This is a genomic window from Bacillus sp. EKM206B, from assembly GCF_011066015.1.
Taxonomy (GTDB): Bacteria; Bacillota; Bacilli; order Bacillales; family Bacillaceae; genus Bacillus; species Bacillus velezensis.
Genome location: NZ_JAAMNL010000003.1, coordinates 356,942 through 378,620, shown reverse-complemented (window position 1 = coordinate 378,620; position 21,679 = coordinate 356,942). Strand labels below are relative to the sequence as shown.

Annotated in this window: 15 protein-coding genes, 2 tRNA genes, 2 pseudogenes and 1 other annotated feature; of the genes and pseudogenes, 18 read left to right on the top strand and 1 reads right to left on the bottom strand. The window is 43.5% G+C overall.

Annotated elements, in window-relative coordinates:
• The first annotated feature begins 11 nt into the window (after positions 1-11).
• From G9F50_RS07945 to G9F50_RS07905, 9 genes and pseudogenes are all read left to right on the top strand, one after another.
• Positions 12-521 carry a YfcE family phosphodiesterase gene (locus G9F50_RS07945; protein WP_060562696.1) on the top strand — a complete coding sequence of 170 codons (510 nt, stop codon included), beginning with the start codon at positions 12-14 and terminating at the stop codon, positions 519-521.
• A 113-nt stretch (positions 522-634) separates the two neighbouring features.
• Positions 635-708 (top strand) — tRNA-Arg (locus G9F50_RS07940).
• 124 nt (positions 709-832) lie between these two features.
• Positions 833-906 (top strand) — tRNA-Arg (locus G9F50_RS07935).
• Positions 907-1,274: 368 nt separating this feature from the next.
• Positions 1,275-1,559, top strand: a complete 285-nt coding sequence (locus G9F50_RS20455; protein WP_220086944.1) for a hypothetical protein — start codon at positions 1,275-1,277, stop codon at positions 1,557-1,559.
• 502 nt (positions 1,560-2,061) lie between these two features.
• On the top strand, positions 2,062-5,268 hold the full coding sequence (hsdR, locus tag G9F50_RS07925; protein ID WP_060562694.1) for a type I restriction-modification system endonuclease: 3,207 nt from the start codon (positions 2,062-2,064) through the stop codon (positions 5,266-5,268).
• A 132-nt stretch (positions 5,269-5,400) separates the two neighbouring features.
• Positions 5,401-6,831 (top strand): annotated as a pseudogene (locus tag G9F50_RS07920) (class I SAM-dependent DNA methyltransferase).
• On the top strand, positions 6,828-8,312 hold the full coding sequence (locus G9F50_RS07915) for a restriction endonuclease subunit S (RefSeq protein ID WP_060562692.1): 1,485 nt from the start codon (positions 6,828-6,830) through the stop codon (positions 8,310-8,312). The pseudogene G9F50_RS07920 and the gene G9F50_RS07915 overlap by 4 nt, the downstream one beginning before the upstream one ends.
• Before the next feature lie 374 nt (positions 8,313-8,686).
• Positions 8,687-9,068, top strand: a pseudogene (locus tag G9F50_RS07910) (recombinase family protein); the annotation flags it as partial.
• A 562-nt stretch (positions 9,069-9,630) separates the two neighbouring features.
• Positions 9,631-9,816 (top strand): hypothetical protein, encoded by a 186-nt coding sequence (locus G9F50_RS07905; protein ID WP_060562691.1) that lies wholly within the window; start codon positions 9,631-9,633, stop codon positions 9,814-9,816.
• A 39-nt stretch (positions 9,817-9,855) separates the two neighbouring features.
• Here the strand turns inward: G9F50_RS07905 and G9F50_RS07900 are convergent, their stop codons facing one another.
• The gene (locus tag G9F50_RS07900) at positions 9,856-10,206 is read right to left on the bottom strand and encodes a hypothetical protein (protein ID WP_015417942.1); all 351 of its coding nucleotides are present in this window, start codon (positions 10,204-10,206) and stop codon (positions 9,856-9,858) included.
• 422 nt (positions 10,207-10,628) lie between these two features.
• Positions 10,629-10,880 (top strand) — a binding site (T-box leader).
• A gap of 119 nt (positions 10,881-10,999) precedes the next feature.
• Between G9F50_RS07900 and ilvB the strand changes: the two genes are divergently transcribed.
• The 9 genes from ilvB (at position 11,000) to tig (ending at position 21,647) form a co-directional block, all read left to right on the top strand.
• The gene (gene ilvB, locus G9F50_RS07895; protein ID WP_060562761.1) at positions 11,000-12,724 is read left to right on the top strand and encodes an acetolactate synthase large subunit; all 1,725 of its coding nucleotides are present in this window, start codon (positions 11,000-11,002) and stop codon (positions 12,722-12,724) included.
• Entirely contained in the window at positions 12,721-13,239 is a 519-nt protein-coding gene (gene ilvN / locus G9F50_RS07890; RefSeq protein ID WP_012118120.1) for an acetolactate synthase small subunit, read from the top strand. Before ilvB ends, ilvN begins: the two co-directional genes overlap by 4 nt.
• A gap of 22 nt (positions 13,240-13,261) precedes the next feature.
• Entirely contained in the window at positions 13,262-14,290 is a 1,029-nt protein-coding gene (gene ilvC / locus G9F50_RS07885) for a ketol-acid reductoisomerase (RefSeq protein WP_003152600.1), read from the top strand.
• A complete protein-coding gene (locus G9F50_RS07880; RefSeq protein ID WP_060562690.1) occupies positions 14,277-15,833 on the top strand; it encodes a 2-isopropylmalate synthase in 1,557 nt (518 codons plus the stop codon). The genes ilvC and G9F50_RS07880 overlap by 14 nt, the downstream gene beginning before the upstream one ends.
• Before the next feature lie 20 nt (positions 15,834-15,853).
• Positions 15,854-16,951: a 3-isopropylmalate dehydrogenase gene (gene leuB / locus G9F50_RS07875; protein ID WP_060562689.1), complete on the top strand. Its 1,098-nt coding sequence runs from the start codon at positions 15,854-15,856 to the stop codon at positions 16,949-16,951.
• A 49-nt stretch (positions 16,952-17,000) separates the two neighbouring features.
• On the top strand, positions 17,001-18,419 hold the full coding sequence (gene leuC / locus G9F50_RS07870) for a 3-isopropylmalate dehydratase large subunit (RefSeq protein ID WP_017418294.1): 1,419 nt from the start codon (positions 17,001-17,003) through the stop codon (positions 18,417-18,419).
• 15 nt (positions 18,420-18,434) lie between these two features.
• On the top strand, positions 18,435-19,034 hold the full coding sequence (leuD, locus tag G9F50_RS07865; RefSeq protein ID WP_007408146.1) for a 3-isopropylmalate dehydratase small subunit: 600 nt from the start codon (positions 18,435-18,437) through the stop codon (positions 19,032-19,034).
• A 117-nt stretch (positions 19,035-19,151) separates the two neighbouring features.
• The gene (gene ddcA / locus G9F50_RS07860; RefSeq protein WP_014305521.1) at positions 19,152-20,156 is read left to right on the top strand and encodes a DNA damage checkpoint antagonist DdcA; all 1,005 of its coding nucleotides are present in this window, start codon (positions 19,152-19,154) and stop codon (positions 20,154-20,156) included.
• 216 nt (positions 20,157-20,372) lie between these two features.
• Positions 20,373-21,647, top strand: a complete 1,275-nt coding sequence (gene tig / locus G9F50_RS07855) for a trigger factor (RefSeq protein WP_003152618.1) — start codon at positions 20,373-20,375, stop codon at positions 21,645-21,647.
• Positions 21,648-21,679 lie beyond the last annotated feature (32 nt).

Below are 21,679 nucleotides of genomic sequence, written 5' to 3'. Positions count from 1 at the left end.
GAGCGTATGCAATGAAAGTGCTGATAATAAGTGACAGTCACGGCCTTGAAGACGAGCTGGAGACGATTGCAAAGCGGCACGAAGACGAAGCGGATCTGATGATTCATTGCGGTGATTCAGAGCTTGACGCCGCACATCCGGCGCTCACGCCGTATCACACGGTAAAAGGCAATTGCGACTTTGGCGGCGGGTTTCAGGATGAACTCCTTCTGGACGCCGGCTCAAAGAAAATTCTGGCCGTTCACGGGCATCTTCACGGCATTAAACAGTCACTTTTAACTGTTTTTTACCGGGCGGAAGAGCTTGGGGCGGATGTCGTCTGCTTCGGCCATTCACATATTGCCGGGAGTGAAGTGCTTCGGGGCAAGCTTTTGATTAACCCGGGCAGCATCCGCCTTCCGAGAGTCCGCAATGTGAAAAGCTATGCCATTCTTACTCTTACAGAAAGAGAAGGCGCCGTGACATTTTACGACGAAACGGGTCGGGAATTGAAGGACTTTGGGAATACAATCAGTTTTTAACAAGTGATGGGGGAGATTTCATTCTTCCCCATCAAAAGTTTTTAAAAAAATATTGACTTATGATTTGAACCTGTATATAATAAATCTTGTCGCTGATACATAAAGCAAAAGCTGTCCCAGTAGCTCAGCTGGATAGAGCAACGGCCTTCTAAGCCGTCGGTCGGGAGTTCGAATCTCTCCTGGGACGTACAAAAAAAGAGCTGGTGACATCAGAGTGAAAACTGATGCCGCTGGCCTTTTTTATCGGATGACTATATTGTCAATTCGCTGATATCATGGTAAAATGATCAGCAGAACAATTTGATTTTCATGTCCCAGTAGCTCAGCCGGATAGAGCAACGGCCTTCTAAGCCGTCGGTCGGGAGTTCGAATCTCTCCTGGGACGTTAATAAGTCGGGTGCTAAAGCCCGTCAAATCAACCTCTTATATCGTTTAGTGAAACGGTCAGTATAACGGTCACGCAAGAAATTACACCTGTTATTGGCTTATATCACTTTCGGTATAGGAGGTTTTTTGTTGTGACCAAGAAAAGGATTATTAGATATTGATGTAAAGTGATTATTAAATGGATTAACCATTACTAGTTCCACGGCTTCAAAAGAAAAAATAAAACAGTTTGAGGTCTTGGATAACTCAGTGTTGATTTCTGATGCTCTCGAAACCATCACTAGGCAAATGAAGGTGAACGGGAATAGAAGCCGTACAATAAGCGATTATGTCCTCCATGTAGAGCATTTTCAGAGTGTAACAAACGTGAACCATGTTGGGGATATTACAGCCGATACGGTCTATAAGTGGCTAGACGGTATGAATGTTAGCAATCAAACCAAATTAACACGATTGAAATGCCTAAAAGCCTTCCTCTCCCGCTGTTTTGATAACGGTTGGATTAAAATAAAGTTTTGGAAAACCATTAACATTAAAGTTGACCAAAAGGTTAAAGAAGGTGCTACAGAGCGTGATGTTAACATATTGCTCTTTTTACTGGACTTAAGCAACTTCATTCAGCTGAGGGATGCTACAGCTTTCCTTTCATAAATGAGAATGAAGCTGACTATGTGCTAAAACGCAAGGTGAATATCATGAAAAAGGCTGAGAAACGTCACACGCAAAGGCTTCAGGAATACAGGAACAGAAGATTGGATTTGCCACTGAGGAAGAGGAAATATTTATTAGACTTTTCTACACGCAGCAAGTACTTGAAGATATCTTTGCTGGCTATGACTTGGGAGTTAAGAGGTTACACTTGCAGAATCTATATATGGAGCGGATGCGGCAATTATTCGATTTATATAACCTAAAAGGCACAAACTTTGTAGGAGTCTCTTAATTGAGGCTCTTCTTTTTATCGATCAAATCTGATGTCGCAGCTCCGATATTTAAACAATAACTAATAAAACCCGTCTTTTATTCACTTGGTTAAAGAATGAACCTAAACTAAGGAGCAGAGTAGAAAAAAGAGCAATACATATTATTCCTAATTTTTGCATGATTATAGTATAATAGACACAAACAACCTTTTAGGAAAACGGTGATAACAATGAGTGGCAACTTTTCATTTTTTCAAGGGAAATGGGATGTACTTGCTAACTTGGGAGAGACAGCTGAGAGAAATGTATATCATGACCCCCATACAACAGTAATGAAACTGCGATTGTTCGCTGAAACACTAACTAAATTTATTCTTGCCGCTGAAAATATTAAAGAGGCATATGGTACAACACAAGTGGATCGCATTAACACTTTGCGTCGGGAAAGGTTACTTGAGCCTGAATTAATTGATATATTAGAGGCTCTTCGTCGCAAAGGGAATGTAGCGATGCATGAAGCGGATTATGGAAAAGCAGAAGAAGCAAAGGCTTTGTTGCAATTAACGTTCCGCTTGTCCATTTGGTTCATGGAGGTATATGGTGATTGGGATTTTCAAGCACCAGAGTATACAGAACTTCAAGAACAAGTAGAACAGAGTACAGAAACACTTCAGCGAGAATATGAGGAGAAAGTCAAAAAGCTTGAAGAAGAATTAGAGGCAATTCGTCGACAGGCGGAAGTGGAACAAGAAGAGGTAAAAATCGAGCGTAAAAAAATATCCAAAAACTTTATGCGTCGACAACAATTAACTGAAGCTGAAACGCGTACGATTATTGATGGAAAACTACGTGCTGTTGGATGGGAAGTAGACACAACTGTACTAAATCATCAAAAGAACGGAACGCTGCCAGAGAAAAATCGAAACATGGCAATTGCTGAATGGAAGGTCAATGGCGGCAGGATTGACTATGCGTTATTTATTGGCTTAAAGCTTGTTGGCTTTATTGAAGCTAAGGCAAAAAAGAAAACGATTCCTGGCGCATTAGAAAGTCAAACAAAAGTGTATGCAAAAAATGTGGCACAAGTCGAAGATGAAGTCATCACACCTACAACAGGTGAATATAAGGTGCCGTTCTTATACGCAACGAACGGCCGACCATACTTGAAACAACTTCAAGAAGAGTCGGGCATCTGGTTTTGGGATTCACGTAAACCGTTAGAACATGCTCGCCCATTAGAAGGCTGGCATTCACCTGACGACTTGCAGCTTCTTCTTAGTCAAGATGATAAGGATGCGAATAAACGGTTAGAAGAAGAGGATATTACGAAGTTTGGTTTGCGTCATTATCAGCAAAGAGCGGTACTTTCCGCTGAAGAGGGATTAAAAGAAGGGCAACGAAGAATGCTTATTGCGATGGCAACTGGAACTGGGAAAACTCGTACAGCTATCGCCCTCATGTATCGCTTAATTAAGTCCAAAAAATGTCGTCGTATTCTTTTTCTTGTAGACCGTAATTCGTTAGGAAAACAGACAGAGGATGCACTTAAGGATACAAAAATTGAAGGCTACTCATTTGCTGATATATACGATGTAAAGTCTTTAGAAGACATGTCTCCAGAAGTTGAAACGAAGGTGCAAATTGCGACGGTGCAGGGAATGGTTAGAAGACTTTTCTATAGCGATAACGAAAAGCTTCCAAGTGTCGGGCAGTATGATTTCATCATTGTAGATGAAGCACATCGTGGCTATACAAGTGACAAAGAAATGTCAGAGGAAGAATTGGAATTCGGTGACCAAAATGATTATATTAGCCAATATCGACGTGTAATTGATTATTTTGATGCGGCGTGTTTAGGACTTACTGCAACACCAGCTCTTCATACAACAGAGATTTTTGGTATGCCTATTTTTAAGTATTCTTATAGTGAAGCGGTTCTGGATGGCTACTTAGTTGACCATGAACCACCATATCTGTTTAAGACAGAACTTTCACAAGTCGGCATTACTCTTGAAAAAGACGAAGAAGTTGAAGTGTATGATGTTGATAAAGGCGAGATTCAACTAGAAAAAATGGAAGATACCATTCATTTTGAGGTTGAGCAGTTTAATAAACGGGTAATTACTGAACCTTTTAATCGGGCGGTTCTAAACAAACTGGTTGAATACATTGATCCGACAGGAAAAGAGAAAACTCTTATCTTTGCAGCCACTGACCAACACGCAGATTTGGTTGTTCGGTTATTAAAGGAAGCCTTTAAAGAACGTGGCGATGAAATTGAAGATGATGCTATTATGAAAATTACTGGCTATATCTATAAGCCATTAGACGCCATTAAAAGGTTTAAGAACGAGCGGCTGCCAAATGTCGTTGTAACGGTTGATTTACTCACCACAGGCATTGACGTTCCTCCAATAACAAATCTAGTATTCTTACGGCGTATACAGTCTCGTATTCTTTATGACCAAATGCTTGGACGTGCAACCCGTCTTTGTCCCGACATTGGAAAAACACACTTTAACATTTACGATGCAGTGGGCATCTACGATAAATTGCAAAGCTATACGGAGATGAAACCTGTTGTAAAGAAACAAAATTACAGTATCGGTGAACTATATGAATCACTTGCCAATGCTACTGCAGAAGATGAAGCTTCGTTTTATCGTGACCAATTGGCAGCGAAAATTCAGCGTCGCAAGCAAAGGCTGAATGAAGAAGGAAAACAAAAGTTTGAAGAATTGTCGAATGGAAAAAATGTGGATGAGTGGGCGAAAGAAATTCAAACGTATACGCCACAAGAAGCAAAACAGCACAACATGTTATTTGAATATATGGAAGCCTATCGGGTAAAAGGCGAGAAACGATATATCTCCAACAAAGAGGATGAAGTAACAGATGTGGTTCGGGGATATGGTGAAGGAAACAAGAGACCAGAAGATTATTTAGAAGGTTTCGTTCGTTTTATCCAAGAAAATATTAATGAAATTCCCGCTCTTCATCTTATTTGCACACGACCGAAAGATTTAACAAGGCAGGATTTACGAGAACTTATTACCATTCTAGAAACGAAAGGCTTTAAGCAATCGCATTTGCAGACAGCTTGGAAGCAGACAAAAAATGAAGACATTGCAGCAGACATTATTAGCTTTATTCGCCAAGCTGCATTAGGTGAAGCGCTAGTTGCCCATGAAGCACGTATTAAACAGGCGATGCAAAAAGTGTATTCACTGCATGATTGGACGCCAAGACAGAAGAAATGGTTAGAGAGAATAGAAAAGCAATTACTTAAAGTGCCTGTATTAGCACCGACTGCAGAAGAGGCATTCTCGGAAGAACCATTTAAAACTCCGGGCGGCTATAAATTGCTGAAGCGGGAGTTCGGTGACTATATTGATACGGTTGTTACCACTATAAATGAGAACCTTTATATTAGTTAACAATGTGCCTCTTCATAGGGGCACTTTTTAAGTTATAATAGATAAGTTACTTTATCTTTGATTTTCACTTTAATGAGGTTTGAATGAGAATCCAACATTAAAATATACTCGGAGTTAGCAGGAGGCTGAAAAATGAACAACCAAGAAATCGTTCAAAAACTATGGAATTTATGTAATGTGTTACGTGATGATGGGATTACCTATCAGCAATATGTAACAGAGTTAACCTACTTATTATTCCTCAAAATGATGAAGGAGCAGGAAACAGAAGGTGTGATTCCAGAAGGATATCGATGGGATGATTTGTTAGATAAAGAAGGTTTGGAATTAAAGACATTTTATCAGCGATTATTACTTGAATTAGGAAGCAGTGAAAATGAGCGGCTGCGTCTAATATACAGTGATGCTTCTACAAGTATTGCTGAGCCGAAAAACTTAGAGAAGATTATTAAATCGATTGATGCCCTTGATTGGTACAATGCAAAAGAAGAAGGACTGGGCAATCTTTATGAAGGATTGTTAGAGAAGAATGCCAGTGAAAAGAAATCGGGAGCGGGGCAATACTTCACACCTCGTGTATTAATTGATGTGATGGTTCAATTAATTGACCCGAAAATTGGTGAGCGGTGTGCTGACCCTGCAGCTGGAACATTCGGTTTCATGATTGCTGCAGACCAATATTTAAAGAATCAAACAGATGATTACTTTGATATAGAACCACAAGAAGCCGAGTTCCAAAAGAAATAAGCCTTTGTAGGGATGGAACTTGTTAAAGATACGCATCGTCTGGCACTCATGAATGCGTTGCTTCATAATATCGAAGGACGGTTGGAACAAGGCGATACTTTATCGGGCAACGGGAAATGGATGAAGAACTTTGATGTTATTTTAACAAATCCGCCGTTCGGTACAAAAAAAGGCGGGGAACGGGTATCCCGTGACGATTTAACGTTTGAAACATCGAATAAACAGTTGAATTTCCTGCAGTTGATTTATAACGCTTTAAAAGATGATGGAAATGCAAGAGCAGCGGTTGTCTTGCCCGACAACGTGTTGTTCGAAAGTGGTATTGGCGCACAAATTCGTCGTGACTTGATGAACAAGTGTAATCTACACACGATTTTACGCTTACCAACAGGAATTTTTTATGCGCAAGGTGTAAAAACGAATGTCTTATTCTTTACAAGGGGAACAACAGACCAAGATAACACGAAAGATGTTTGGGTCTATGACCTTCGTACAAATATGACTTCATTTGGAAAACGTAATCAGCTAACAATGGCTCATTTTGAAAACTTCATGAAGGCTTATGTAGCTGAAGACCGTTCTAAGATAGAAGATGAGCGTTGGAATGTGTTTACACGAGAAGATATCGCAAAAAAAGATGATAGTTTAGATATTGGATTAATTGCAGATGAATCATTATCTTCATACGACAACTTGCCAGACCCAATTGCATCAGCAGAAGAAGCGATAGTGAAACTTCAGCAAGCAATGGATTTATTAGGTGAAGTAGTTGAGGAGTTACGTGCTGTTGAAGAGGATGGGGTGGTCAGAAAATGAGTAAGACACAAAAGACCATCGAAGAGTTGATGGAAGAAGTGGTAGTGCCACAAGAGGAACAACCTTATCAAGTGCCAGAGAATTGGATGTGGGTTAATTCAGGACACATATTGAACTTCATAGGTGGGGGTACACCTTCGAAGAGTAATAGTGATTATTGGAATGGAGATATTCCGTGGGCTACAGTAAAAGATATTAAGAATGGGTATTTATCATCTACAATAGATTATATTACGGTTGAAGGTTTGGAAAACAGTTCGGCTACTATGGCATCACCAAATGAACTCTTATTAATTACAAGAATGTCTCCTGGTAAGAGTGCAATAACAAAGATATCGACAACCATTAATCAAGATTTAAAAATAGTCAGACCAAAAATTGAAATACTGCCTTATTTTTTGTGGTTATTTTTTACAATGAATACCCCGTTAATTGAATCGATGTCAACAGGCTCTACTGTTAAAGGTATACAAGTAGAGAAACTTAAAAAAATCACTTTCCCACTGCCACCATTTAATGAACAAAAACGGATTGCTGAGAAAGTGGAGCGGCTTTTAAGTAAAGTTGAAGAAGCAAAGCAGTTGATTGAGGAAGCGAAGGAAACGTTTGACCTTCGTCGAGCGGCTATTTTGGATAAGGCGTTTCGTGGAGAGTTGACGAGGAAGTGGCGAGAAAAAAATGCTGATATTGATATTTTTGAGGTACAAGAACATTTAGATAGGTTAAGGGCCGATAAAGAATCAAGTCCGATTAAATCCAATACTTTGAATGTTAAGTCTGTTAATGAGGTTGATGAACCTTTTAATTTACCTAGAGGATGGAAATGGGCTAGATTAGGTGAACTATCGTACTATGTAACGAGTGGTTCTAGAGATTGGTCTAAATACTATGCTGATAACGGTTCGTATTTTATCAGAACCCAAGATATTAATAAAAATAAATTAAATTTAACAAATGTTGCGTATGTACTTCTTCCAGAGAAGGTAGAAGGTAAACGAAGCCTAGTAGAACCTTTTGATTTACTAACAACTATTACAGGAGCAAATGTCGGGAAATGTGCAATCGTTGAAGAAACAATTCCAGAAGCTTATGTTAGTCAATCAGTTGCACTTACTAAGTTAATAGATAAAAGCATGGCTAAATATGTTCACTTAAGCTTATTATCGACCTGTGGAGGTGGAGGTGAACTAGAAAACAGAGCATATGGAATTGGAAGACCAGTCTTAAGTTTAGAGGATGTTAAAAATATTAGATTACCAATTGCTCCATACAGAGAAAGACAGGTTATGGTTAATATGGTGAAGAAATTATTAGATATGGAAGAAACAACAGGAAATTTGCTTTTGATTGAGGAGAAATTAGACCAATTAAAAAATTCTATTTTATCTAAAGCTTTTCGTGGTAAACTTGGAACAAATGACCCAACTGAGGAAAATGCGATTGAATTACTAAAAGAAGTGCTACAAGAACAAGTGAAATAGTTGTAAGAGGGCATCCAAATTAATTGGATGTCTTTTATGGTTACATACATTCACAAACTGACAATCGGTAAATTTCCGACACGACCGATTTAGCATAGTAAAGTAATAAGAATTGCAGTGAAACCCTATATTAAGTTCGACAATGGTATTGATATCAAAGGAAAGATACTGCAGCCTTTATTATGTTGTTTTCGATAGGTTGTGTGTGTCAGAAGGTTACACTTTTTGTAACGTATTCTGTGAAACGGTAGAATAAGGCTTCAGAGAGTCTCATATGGTATATGATTTGTTTTTGATACGTATCATAACCGTGATTGACCTTTTGATACAACGGCGTTGCGATTAGAGTATCAAATAACAAGGTGGAATCAATTATGGACAACAAAGAATTTGGATACGTTAGAGTAAGCAGCAAAGACCAAAATGAAGCACGACAACTGAATAGTGTGTATGCTCCTGGAATTGATGAGCGTGATATTCATATCGATAAGCAAAGCGTGTAAGACTTCAATAGACCTCAATACCAAGCTTTGAAATTGCGTTTGCGAAAAGGAGATACGTTATACATCCATCCATCCATTAGATAGGCTAGGTCGTAACAAAGAGATGATTTTAAACGAGTGGAAAGATATCACACAGAACATCAAAGCACATATTGTTGTAGTTAATATGCCATTGTTGGATACACGGAAATACAATGACTCCATCGGTTCTTTCGTGGCTGACTTGGTGTTACAGGTATTATCGTGGGTTGCATCAGCATCGCAATAGGGACAGCATTCTTTGTTATCTCTCATGAAACCACTTCTTTAAATAAATACCTATACCTTTTAACATAGCAGATTTAAGTACAACTGTATTACCTCTTCAATAGGGTTTTTTTCTACTATATGAATGCTTGAACTGTACAGTATAAGCAAATATAATAGAAAGTAAGTCAATCGGTCAAAGTTCGGAAAGTGACCGTTATACATGAACGTAACGATAGCGATATATAAAGGATGGAGGCCGGATAGAGCAACGGCCTTCTAAGCCGTCGGTCGGGAGTTCGAATCTCTCCTGGGACGTATAAAAAACCTCAAGCCCTGACAATGGGTTTGAGGTTTTTTTGTATTTATTTTTTTATTTTACGAAACAAAAGTTCCGTATTTGATGAAAAATTGTAAAGTAATTTTAATATAAATGAAACTTAATGTAATATTTACCGTAATAAATATATGTATAAAGATACTTAAGGCGCCCTTGAGTGATAAATTATCTAATTTCTATCATGCATTTTGTCAATGAATGATAGAAAGACAGCAGGAGGAATTAGCTTTTGAAGTACGCATTTGCATATAAAAATCACAATATAGAAACGATCTTTTGCGGAAAAGACGAGCTGTTTGAGGAACTGAAACAATTTTTAATCACTCAATGCGGTTTAATCATTGTTGAGGTTTCAAGGGCTGATTACTATATGGAGCAGGAAATGAATCAGTGGAATGACCGTTATACCCTGTGAATAAGAAAAGAAACCGGCCGTGGGAGGCCGGTTTTTGTATCATCTGAATCCGCTCGGAGCGCTGAAGCCCCCGGCATGGCCGCTGAAACCGCCCCCGAGCGCGCCGGGATGCGCCCCGGCGCCGAGGCTTCCGCCGACGTCACTGAAGGATTGGCCGTAGTACCCGGTTGTATAAGGGTACGGAACGAATTGCTGCCCGGCGAATGACAGCGTGCTTTGCGGGGTCTGCTGTCCGTAGCCGGATGACGGGAATCCCTGCTGAAAAGAAGGGCCGCCTTGATATGGTGCTGTATGCATCGGGGCCGGAGGATAGTAAGACTGCGGCGGTAAGACCGGTAAAGGCGGAAATCCAGGAGGCAGGCCCTGCATGCCTGATAACATCTTATTCATGACATCACTCATTTCTTACGAGATAAGAACAGTGTATGCGTATGTCTGTATAAAGAGCCTGTTCAATCGAACGGAATATCTGACAAGCATGCCGGAAGGACAGAGAAAAATCGTGTAATAAAATGTGACATATTCGTATATGAACGGAAAAATTTCATGTAATCTTGAGAGATTAATAAAAAAATGATAAAAACTTTTAATATTTACAGATCCCTTTGTACCAGTAATGAAAGCGTATACAAAGTAGATTGATTAATCTAAATTGTCTAATAATTATAAAAATGCTGTTGACACTGTCTGCAAACGGGCGTAATATGAGTTCAAACAAAAATAAATAAATGATTCACGCTAAAAAGAAAAATCATAAAACACTGAAAAAACAAACAAATGAAGGTTCTTTTTTAATAAAAGAGCTGCCATAATAAAAAGCGCAGAAGAGGATAAGTAGCTTTGCTGAAGTTTTTCACAGAGAGCCGGTAACGCTGAGAGCCGGTAAAACAAATCAAAGTGAACTCCCCTCAGAGTGCCGGTCTGAAATGTAAAGAGTAGGACTCGGCCGAGTGAACGCAATGTTTACTCGTTATCAAAACGGATAATCATTATCCATGAGACGGTCTGCATATGACCGTAAACAAGGGTGGTACCGCGGAGAGCAAAGCCTTTTCGCCCCTTTTGGCTATCGCATGAAATGCTTGGCTGAATGTGGGTGGGAAGGCTTTTTTATTTGCGTCAGCCGGCGCTGCGTTTTATGAATTGGATTTTAGAAGGGAACATTGAAAAGGAGGAACTGAAAATGGGCACAAATGTACAGGCGGATTCTTTGTCTGCCGATTGTACAAAAACAATGAACGGGGCTCTGATGCTGATTGAATCATTAAAGAAAGAAAATGTCGAGATGATCTTCGGCTATCCGGGGGGAGCCGTCCTTCCGATTTACGATAAACTGTATCAATCAGGATTGGTTCACATCCTGCCCCGCCACGAGCAAGGCGCGATTCATGCGGCAGAAGGGTATGCGAGAGTCTCCGGAAAGCCGGGGGTTGTGATTGCTACCTCCGGACCCGGAGCGACAAATTTAGTTACCGGTCTTGCGGATGCGATGATTGATTCACTGCCGCTCGTAGTGTTTACCGGTCAGGTGGCCACTTCGGTCATCGGCAGCGACGCTTTCCAGGAAGCCGACATTTTAGGAATTACGATGCCGATTACGAAACACAGCTACCAAGTCCGCCGTCCGGAAGATCTCCCCCGTGTGATTAAAGAGGCGTTCCATATCGCCACGACGGGAAGACCGGGCCCGGTATTAATTGATATACCGAAGGATGTCGCAGCATTTGAAGGAGAATTCAGATATGATCACGAGATCAATCTTCCGGGTTATCAGCCGGTAAAAGAGCCTAACTATCTGCAGATCCGAAAGCTCGTGGAAGCTGTCAGCAGTGCGAAAAAGCCGGTTATTTTAGCCGGAGCGGGTGTTTTGCACGGTAAAGCTTCAGAAGATTTAAAAAATTATGCCGAACAGCAGCAAATTCCGGTAGCGCACACGCTTCTCGGTCTGGGCGGTTTCCCGGCAGACCATCCTCTTTTTCTGGGAATGGCGGGGATGCACGGCACATACACAGCGAATATGGCGCTTTACCACTGTGACTTGCTGATCAGCATCGGAGCGCGGTTTGATGACCGCGTGACCGGAAATCTGAAGCATTTTGCAAAATCGGCCAAAGTAGCGCATATCGATATTGATCCTGCTGAAATCGGAAAAATTATTGAAACGCAAATTCCGGTGGTCGGCGACAGTAAAATCGTCCTTCAGGAATTATTGAAGCAAAACGGAAAACAGGGACAGACAGAGGAATGGAAACAGCAGCTTTCAGAATGGAAAGAAGAATATCCGCTTTGGTATACAGACAACAGAGAAGAGGGCTTGAAACCTCAAAAGCTGATTGAGTATATTCACCAATTCACAAACGGTGAGGCGATTGTGGCGACGGATGTCGGCCAGCACCAGATGTGGGCGGCTCAGTTTTATCCTTTCCGAAAGGCTGATAAGTGGGTTACCTCGGGGGGACTCGGCACAATGGGCTTCGGCCTTCCGGCGGCTATCGGAGCGCAGCTGGCCGATCGTAACGCCACGGTCGTTGCCATCCTCGGAGACGGCGGTTTTCAGATGACCCTTCAGGAATTAGATGTCATCCGGCAGCTGAATCTTCCTGTCAAAGTGGTTATCTTGAACAACGAATGTCTGGGCATGGTCAGACAGTGGCAGGAAATCTTCTATGAAGAGCGCTATTCTGAATCCAAATTCTCGGCGCAGCCTGACTTTGTCAAATTGTCAGAAGCCTACGGCATTAAAGGCGTCCGGATTTCATCGGAGGAAGAGGCGGAAGAAGAGCTTAAAAAGGTGCTTTCATCAAAAGAACCGGCCGTTATTGACGTCCGGGTCGCCAAAAGCGAGAAAGTATTCCCGATGATTGCGCCGGGTAAAGGACTTCATGAAATGGTGGGGGTGAAACCTTGAAACGCATTATCACATTAACGGTGGTCAACCGCTCGGGAGTATTAAACCGGATCACCGGCCTGTTTACAAAAAGACACTATAATATCGAAAGCATCACTGTAGGCCACACGGAAACAAGCGGTGTTTCAAGGATTACATTCGTCGTCCATGTGGAAGGCGAAAATGACGTAGAGCAGCTGACAAAGCAGCTTAACAAACAAATTGACGTCCTGAAAGTGACGGATATTACAAACCAATCGATTGTACAGCGTGAGCTGGCATTAATCAAAGTTGTTTCCGCACCGTCGGCCAGAACGGAAATCAATGGAATCATTGAGCCGTTCAGAGCTTCCGTCGTTGATGTCTCAAGAGACAGCGTCGTCGTTCAGGTTACCGGCGAATCTAATAAAATCGAAGCGCTCATAGAGCTTCTCAAACCTTACGGCATTAAAGAAATCGCGAGAACGGGCACAACGGCTTTTGCGAGGGGAACCCAGCAGAAGACGTCATCCAATAAAACAATTTCAATTGTATAACACAAAAAAGGGAGAGATTAAAATGGTAAAAGTATATTATAACGGTGATATCAAAGAGAACGTATTGGCAGGTAAAAAAGTAGCGATTATCGGTTACGGTTCACAAGGTCACGCACATGCGCTGAACTTAAAAGAAAGCGGAATTGATGTCATTGTCGGCGTCAGACAAGGAAAATCATTTACACAGGCCCAAGAAGACGGTCATAAAGTCTTTTCAGTAAGAGAAGCGGCTGCCCAGGCTGATATCATTATGGTTCTTCTTCCGGATGAACAGCAGCAAAAAGTATATGAAGCTGAAATCAAAGATGAATTGACGGCGGGCAAGTCATTAGTATTCGCACACGGATTTAACGTCCATTTCCATCAGATCGTGCCTCCTGCTGATGTGGATGTATTCCTTGTCGCCCCTAAAGGACCGGGACACCTTGTCAGAAGAACATATGAACAAGGCGCGGGCGTACCGGCATTGTTTGCCATCTACCAGGATGTATCAGGCGAAGCGAAAGATACGGCTCTTGCTTATGCAAAAGGAATCGGCGGAGCGCGTGCGGGGGTTCTTGAAACAACATTTAAGGAAGAAACGGAAACGGATTTGTTCGGTGAGCAGGCTGTTCTGTGCGGAGGTTTAACGGCGCTTGTCAAAGCGGGTTTTGAAACGCTGACAGAAGCCGGCTACCAGCCTGAACTCGCATACTTCGAGTGTCTGCACGAACTGAAGCTGATCGTAGACTTGATGTATGAAGAAGGATTGGCGGGCATGAGATACTCTATCTCCGATACGGCTCAATGGGGAGATTTTGTCTCAGGGCCGCGCGTAGTCGATGCGAAGGTAAAAGAATCGATGAAACAAGTATTAACGGATATTCAAAACGGTACATTCGCGAAAGAATGGATCGTGGAAAACCAAGTGAACCGTCCTCGTTTCAATGCGATCAATGCAAGTGAAAACGAGCATCAGATTGAAAAGGTCGGCAGACAGCTTCGTGAAATGATGCCGTTTGTCAAACAAGGCAAAAAGAAGGAAGCGGTGGTCTCCGTTGCGCAAAATTAATGTTTTCGACACGACCCTTCGTGACGGTGAACAATCCCCCGGGGTCAACCTCAATTCCCGGGAGAAACTGGCGATAGCCAAGCAGCTTGAAAGACTCGGGGTGGACATTATTGAAGCGGGATTTCCCGCTTCATCCCGAGGTGATTTTTTAGCCGTGCAGGAAATCGCAAGAACGATTAAAAATTGTTCGGTAACAGGGCTTGCCCGATCTGTCAAAAGTGACATCGACGCAGCCTGGGAAGCGCTGAAAGACGGGGCCAGCCCGCGGATTCACATCTTTATCGCCACTTCTGACATTCATCTGAAGCATAAGCTGAAAATGACGCGGGAAGAGGTTAAGGAAAAAGCGGTTGAAATGGTGAAGTATGCAAAAGAACGCTTTCCGATCGTTCAATGGTCAGCAGAAGACGCATGCCGCACCGAACTTCCGTTTCTGGCTGAAATCGTTGAAGAAGTGATTGATGCCGGCGCGAGCGTCATCAACCTGCCGGACACTGTAGGTTACCTGACGCCGGCTGAATACGGAAACATCTTTAAATATATGAAGGAACACGTTCCGAATATCAACCGGGTAAAGCTTTCAGCCCATTGCCACGATGATCTCGGAATGGCGGTTGCCAACTCACTTTCGGCAATTGAGAACGGCGCTGATCAAATTGAATGCGCCATTAACGGCATAGGAGAAAGAGCCGGGAACGCCGCGCTAGAGGAAATCGCCGTTGCGCTTCATGTCAGAAATGACGCGCATCAAGCCGATTCATCTCTTAATCTTCATGAATTGAAGCGGACGAGTGATCTTGTCAGCAAACTGACGGGCATGGCCGTTCCCCGCAATAAAGCAATCGTCGGAGATAACGCTTTCGCACATGAGTCCGGCATTCACCAAGACGGTTTCCTGAAAGAAAAATCAACATATGAAATCATTTCACCGGAACTTGTCGGCGTGACTGCTGATGCGCTGGTACTCGGAAAGCATTCCGGGCGCCACGCGTTCAAAGACCGCCTGAATACGCTTGGATTCCAGTTTGATAGTGATGAAATCAATAAATATTTTACGATGTTTAAAGAACTGACCGAAAAGAAAAAAGAAATCACCGATGATGACTTGATTTCTCTTATTTTAGAAGAAAAAGTGACAGACAAAAAAATCGGCTATGAATTTTTGTCTCTGCAAGTGCATTACGGGACGTCTCAGGTGCCGACTGCAACAGTCTCTTTGAAAAATCAGGAAAACGAACAGCTGATTCAAGAGGCGGCAACGGGGGCGGGCAGCGTAGAAGCCGTTTATAATACGCTCGGGCGCTGCATCGATAAAAATATTGAACTGACAGACTACCGCATCCAATCCAACCGGAAAGGCGAAGACGCGCTGGCTCAAGTTTTTGTCAGAGTGACCGTGAACGGAAAAGAAACATCAGGGCGGGGAATCGCGCAGGATGTTCTGGAAGCTTCTGCTAAAGCTTATCTGAACGCCGTGAACCGGCAGCTGGTGCTGGATTGCAATTTAGACGGATTAAAGAGACAGACTGCGGTCGGCTCGTAATAGAAAGGAGAACGTTTGATTTGAAAAAACGCATTGCTTTGCTGCCCGGTGACGGAATCGGACCGGAAGTGGCGGAATCAGCGGCAGATGTATTGAAAAGCGTTGCCGAACAATTCGGACATGAATTTGAATTTGAAAACGGACTGATCGGGGGAGCGGCCATTGACGCCCATCAAAACCCCCTTCCTGAGGAGACGGTGGCTCTTTGTGAAAGATCCGACGCCATCCTGCTCGGGGCAGTCGGCGGGCCGAAATGGGACCAAAATCCTCCGGATCTCAGACCGGAAAAAGGCCTGCTCGGCATCAGAAAAAAACTCGGCCTGTTTGCCAATCTGCGTCCCGTGACCGTATTTGAAAGCTTGTCTGAGGCGTCTCCGCTGAAAAAAGAATATATCAGCGGCGTCGACTTTGTAATCGTCAGGGAACTGACGGGCGGCCTCTACTTCGGAGAACCGAGCAGACAGTATGTCAATGAAGCGGGAGAAAAGGAAGCGGTCGATACCCTTTTTTATAAGAAAGAAGAAATCGCACGCGTTGTCAGAGAAGCCTTTAAGATGGCTGCCGGCAGAAAAGGAAAAGTGACGTCCGTTGATAAGGCGAATGTGCTTTCTTCAAGCAGGCTGTGGCGTGAAACAGCGGATGAAATCGCAAAAGAATTTCCTGATGTGACGCTTGAACATATGCTTGTCGATAATGCCGCGATGCAGCTCATCTACGCTCCGAGCCAGTTTGACGTCATCGTAACTGAGAATATGTTCGGCGATATTTTAAGCGATGAAGCCTCCATGCTGACAGGCTCGCTCGGCATGCTGCCGTCAGCCAGTTTATCAAGTTCAGGTCTTCACTTGTTTGAACCCGTGCATGGATCTGCGCCTGACATCGCCGGTAAAGGGATGGCCAATCCGTTTGCGGCGATTTTATCAGCGGCGATGCTTTTGAGAACATCTTTCGGGCTTGAAAACGAAGCGCAGGCGGTGGAAAAAGCGGTCGCAAAGGTGCTTGCAGATGGCAGCCGTACACGTGATATCGCCCGGGACGGCCAATATGCCGGAACGCATGACATTACTGAAAAAGTAAAAGCCGCATTAGCCGGCTCGAATACAAAATCTATAGTGTGACGCTTTAAAGAAAGCGGTCTTAGTTCATAGGTAGAGGGAGGAAACAAAGATGATGCCTCGAACAATCATCGAAAAGATTTGGGATCGGCATATTGTAAAAAGCGGTGAAGGAAAACCCGACCTTCTCTATATTGATCTGCACCTCATTCATGAGGTGACGTCTCCTCAGGCGTTTGAAGGGTTAAGGCAGAAGGGGAGAAAGGTCAGACGGCCGCAGAACACATTCGCGACGATGGACCACAATATTCCGACCGTCAACCGTTTTGACATTAAAGATGAAGTCGCAAAGCGCCAAGTAACCGCGCTTGAACGGAATTGTGAGGAGTTCGGCGTCCGTCTTGCGGATCTTCACAGCGCAGACCAGGGAATCGTTCACGTGGTCGGGCCTGAGCTTGGTCTGACACTGCCGGGAAAAACGATCGTTTGCGGAGACAGCCATACATCGACTCACGGCGCATTCGGAGCGCTTGCCTTCGGTATCGGCACAAGTGAGGTGGAACATGTTCTTTCCACTCAGACATTATGGCAGCAGCGGCCGAAAACGCTGGAAATCCGCGTTGACGGAACGCTCCAAAAAGGAGTGACCGCGAAGGATGTCATCTTGTCGGTCATCGGAAAATACGGGGTGAAATTCGGTACCGGATATGTCATTGAATACACCGGGGAAGTATTCAGAAACATGTCTATGGACGAACGCATGACGGTCTGCAATATGTCAATAGAAGCGGGAGCCCGGGCGGGACTGATCGCTCCGGATGACACGACGATTGAATATTGTAAAAACCGTAAATACGCGCCAAAAGGCGAGGAATTTGAAAAAGCCGCCGCAGAATGGAAAGCGTTAAAAACCGATCCGGGCGCCGTATACGATCATTCCATCGTACTAGACGGCAGCGAGATTTCTCCAATGGTAACATGGGGCGTCAATCCCGGCATGGTTCTTCCGGTCGATGCCCAAATACCGGCGCCGGAAACGATTGATTCTGAAGACGGTAAAAAAGAAGCCATCCGCGCGTACGAATACATGGGAATCGCACCGAATCAAAAAATTGAAGATATTAAAGTCGAGCATGTGTTTATCGGCTCCTGTACAAATTCGCGGATGACCGATCTTCGCCAGGCTGCGGATATGATCAAAGGCCGAAAAGTCGCTGACAGCGTCAGAGCCATTGTGGTGCCGGGTTCTCAAAGCGTGAAACAGCAGGCTGAAGAAGAAGGGCTGCACCGCGTGTTTCTCGAGGCCGGATTTGAATGGAGAGAATCAGGCTGCAGCATGTGCCTCAGTATGAACAATGATGTCGTGCCTGAAGGGGAACGATGCGCTTCCACTTCCAACCGCAACTTCGAAGGCAGACAGGGAAAAGGCGCGAGAACACACCTTGTCAGTCCGGCGATGGCGGCAATGGCAGCCATTCACGGGCATTTCGTCGATGTAAGAAAGTTTTATCAAGAAAAAACAGTTGTGTAAGGAGTGCGCGAAAAGATGGAACCTTTAAAAACACATACGGGAAAAGCGGCCGTCTTAAACCGGATCAACGTCGATACGGACCAGATTATTCCGAAACAGTTTTTGAAAAGAATTGAAAGAACAGGATACGGCAGATTCGCGTTTTTTGATTGGAGATACCTTGAGAACGGTGAGCCTGATCCTGAATTTGAATTAAACCGCAAAGTCTATGAAGGCGCGTCCATATTAATTGCCGGAGAGAATTTCGGCTGCGGATCATCCCGTGAGCACGCTCCTTGGGCGCTGGATGATTACGGCTTCAAAATCATCATTGCTCCGTCATTTGCCGATATTTTTCATCAAAACTGTTTTAAAAATGGTATGCTTCCCATCCGTATGCCGTATGATCAGTGGAAAAAACTCGCCGGTCAATATGAAAATCAGTCTCTTAACATGACGGTTGATTTGGAAAACCAGCTCATTCACGACAGTGAAGGCAAAGAGATTTCATTTGAAGTCGATCCGCACTGGAAGGAAATGCTGATAAACGGCTATGATGAAATTTCATTAACGCTTCTGCTGGAAGACGACATACAGCAGTTTGAATCGAAAAGAAGTTCATGGCTTCAAGCCTGAAAAAAGCCGCCCGGCATCTGTCCGGCGGCTTTTTGTACCGTGCGCACCATCCTTTCTTGTGTTTCATGACGCGTGTTGATACACTTGAACAAAATAGCGCCTGAAAGGAAATAAAGTATGACGCATGACAAGAAAAAAGCTGATATCATTCCTTTCCCCCGTCTGAAAGAACGCTTGGTTGATAAAGGGATGGCCGCCATGAAGGACAAACAGTATGAGGAGGCCCTCGAACTGTTTTCAGAGGCGGTAAGCCATGGCGATACCGAGTCCGACGTACATTTAGGCATGGCGATTTGTTTTCTGGAACTCGGGGAATTGGAAGAAGCAAAACAAGTTTGCGAGAAAATGCTGAATGAAGGGTACGGCCATTATTTCACCGTGCTGCAGGTGTACATGACCATTTTAATTCAGCTGAAACAATATGAAGAAGTCAAAAGCACAATTGAAGCTGTGCTGGAAGAAAACCAGCTGCCCGCAGAAAGTGCGGAGCAATTCTACCGGCTGCTCGAATTCAGCCGCAAAATGACCGATCCCGACCAGCAGGATGAAGCGTGGGAGGAGGAATACGAGGACATTCTTGATGCGGAAAAAGTGCTGAACAGCCCCGCTGAACAAATGAATCTGATTCATTCTCTCAAAGACCGCAATATTGCAAAATACACGGGTCTCTTAAAAACGATTCTTCAAGATCCGGGCGCGCATCCTCTTATCAAGACGATGATTTTGACGCTGATGGCGGACCATGACTACAGCAAGCCGGTCCATATTACAAAATTCGGCGATTCAATGACCGCGGTTCCGAGTGAAACGGTTCAGCCTGATGCGGCTCCGATTTTGCATCGCGTTCTCCGGGTGCTTGATGAAACGCTCGGCAATGAAAACCCTACATTATACGCTGCCGTCGAGGAGCTGTGGAGAAGGCATCTGTACGTCCTGCACCCTTTTATGCCGAAGTTTTTGAACGCAGATTTATGGGCGGCGGCGCTTCATAAGGTCGGTTACGAGATGCACGGCATTGACATTGAGCCGGAGGAACTTCATATGATGTACGAGTTTGACAGCCGCGAACTCGAAGAAGCCTGCACGATGATTAAGGATATTGAAGAAATTTCTTATTTGTAAATCACGCCATATAGTTGAAAGCGGTAGGCGTTATGTTATAATATAGTGGTTGTATTTATGTATAGCGGTTTAACTGAAATGAGAATTACGGTTGGACAGGCTGCCAGTTCATTACATAATGATTCTGATTCAAAGCGGTTTTTTCTTTGACAAAGCCGCGGATTGCTTTAGAATGGAAGACCGACACAACCTGAATAGATTTTTGGAGGGAAACACATGTCTGTAAAATGGGAAAAACAAGAAGGCAACGAAGGCGTATTAACGGTTGAAGTTGATGCCGATACGTTCAAAACAGCTCTTGATGATGCATTTAAAAAAGTAGTAAAACAGGTTTCTATTCCTGGATTCCGCAAAGGGAAAGTTCCCCGCGGTTTATTCGAACAGCGTTTCGGCGTTGAAGCTCTTTACCAGGATGCTTTAGATATTTTACTTCCTGTAGAATACCCTAAAGCGGTTGAAGAAGCCGGCATTGAGCCTGTAGACCGCCCTGAAATCGATGTTGAAAAAATCGAAAAAGGCGAAAGCTTGATTTTCACTGCAAAAGTGACTGTAAAACCGGAAGTGAAACTTGGCGACTACAAAGGCTTAGGAATCGAAAAAGATGACACTGCCGTTACTGACGAAGATGTACAAAACGAACTTAAAGCGCTTCAAGAGCGTCAGGCTGAGCTTGTCGTGAAAGAAGAAGGCGCTGTTGAAAACGGCGATACAGTCGTTCTTGACTTCGAAGGTTTCGTTGACGGCGAAGCGTTTGAAGGCGGAAAAGCTGAGAACTACTCACTTGAAGTAGGATCAGGTTCATTCATCCCGGGCTTCGAAGAGCAGTTAACAGGCCTTGAAGCAGGCGCTGAAAAGGATGTTGAAGTAACATTCCCTGAAGAGTACCACGCTGAAGAGCTTGCCGGAAAACCAGCTGTTTTCAAAGTGAAAATTCATGAAATCAAAGCGAAAGAGCTTCCTGAGCTTAACGACGAATTCGCAAAAGACATTGACGAAGAAGTTGAAACGCTTGCTGAATTAACTGAGAAAACAAAAAAACGCCTTGAAGAAGCAAAAGAAAACGAAGCTGACGCTAAATTGCGTGAAGAGCTTGTTCTGAAAGCATCTGAAAACGCTGAAGCTGATGTTCCTCAAGCGATGATCGACACTGAGCTTGACCGCATGCTGAAAGAATTCGAACAGCGTCTGCAAATGCAAGGCATGAACCTTGAGCTTTACACTCAATTCTCAGGCCAAGACGAAAACGCGTTAAAAGAGCAAATGAAAGAAGATGCCGCAAAACGCGTAAAATCAAACCTGACTCTTGAAGCGATCGCTCAAGCAGAAAACCTTGAAGTAACGGACGAAGAAGTTGAAGCTGAGCTGACTAAAATGGCTGAAGCTTACAACATGCCGGTTGAAAACATCAAGCAGGCAATCGGTTCAACTGACGCGATGAAAGAAGATTTAAAAGTTCGAAAAGCAATTGATTTTCTTGTAGAAAACCGTTAATATGGTTCATAATAATAGACATAATAAAACAG

Coding starts and splice junctions, on each gene's coding strand:
- ilvC (WP_003152600.1), top strand. CDS start 13,262: ATGGTAAAAGTATATTATAACGGTGATATCAAAGAGAACGTATTGGCA.
- leuC (WP_017418294.1), top strand. CDS start 17,001: ATGATGCCTCGAACAATCATCGAAAAGATTTGGGATCGGCATATTGTA.
- ilvB (WP_060562761.1), top strand. CDS start 11,000: ATGGGCACAAATGTACAGGCGGATTCTTTGTCTGCCGATTGTACAAAA.
- G9F50_RS07915 (WP_060562692.1), top strand. CDS start 6,828: ATGAGTAAGACACAAAAGACCATCGAAGAGTTGATGGAAGAAGTGGTA.
- leuD (WP_007408146.1), top strand. CDS start 18,435: ATGGAACCTTTAAAAACACATACGGGAAAAGCGGCCGTCTTAAACCGG.
- tig (WP_003152618.1), top strand. CDS start 20,373: ATGTCTGTAAAATGGGAAAAACAAGAAGGCAACGAAGGCGTATTAACG.
- ddcA (WP_014305521.1), top strand. CDS start 19,152: ATGACGCATGACAAGAAAAAAGCTGATATCATTCCTTTCCCCCGTCTG.
- G9F50_RS07900 (WP_015417942.1), bottom strand. CDS start 10,206: ATGAATAAGATGTTATCAGGCATGCAGGGCCTGCCTCCTGGATTTCCG.
- hsdR (WP_060562694.1), top strand. CDS start 2,062: ATGAGTGGCAACTTTTCATTTTTTCAAGGGAAATGGGATGTACTTGCT.
- G9F50_RS07945 (WP_060562696.1), top strand. CDS start 12: ATGAAAGTGCTGATAATAAGTGACAGTCACGGCCTTGAAGACGAGCTG.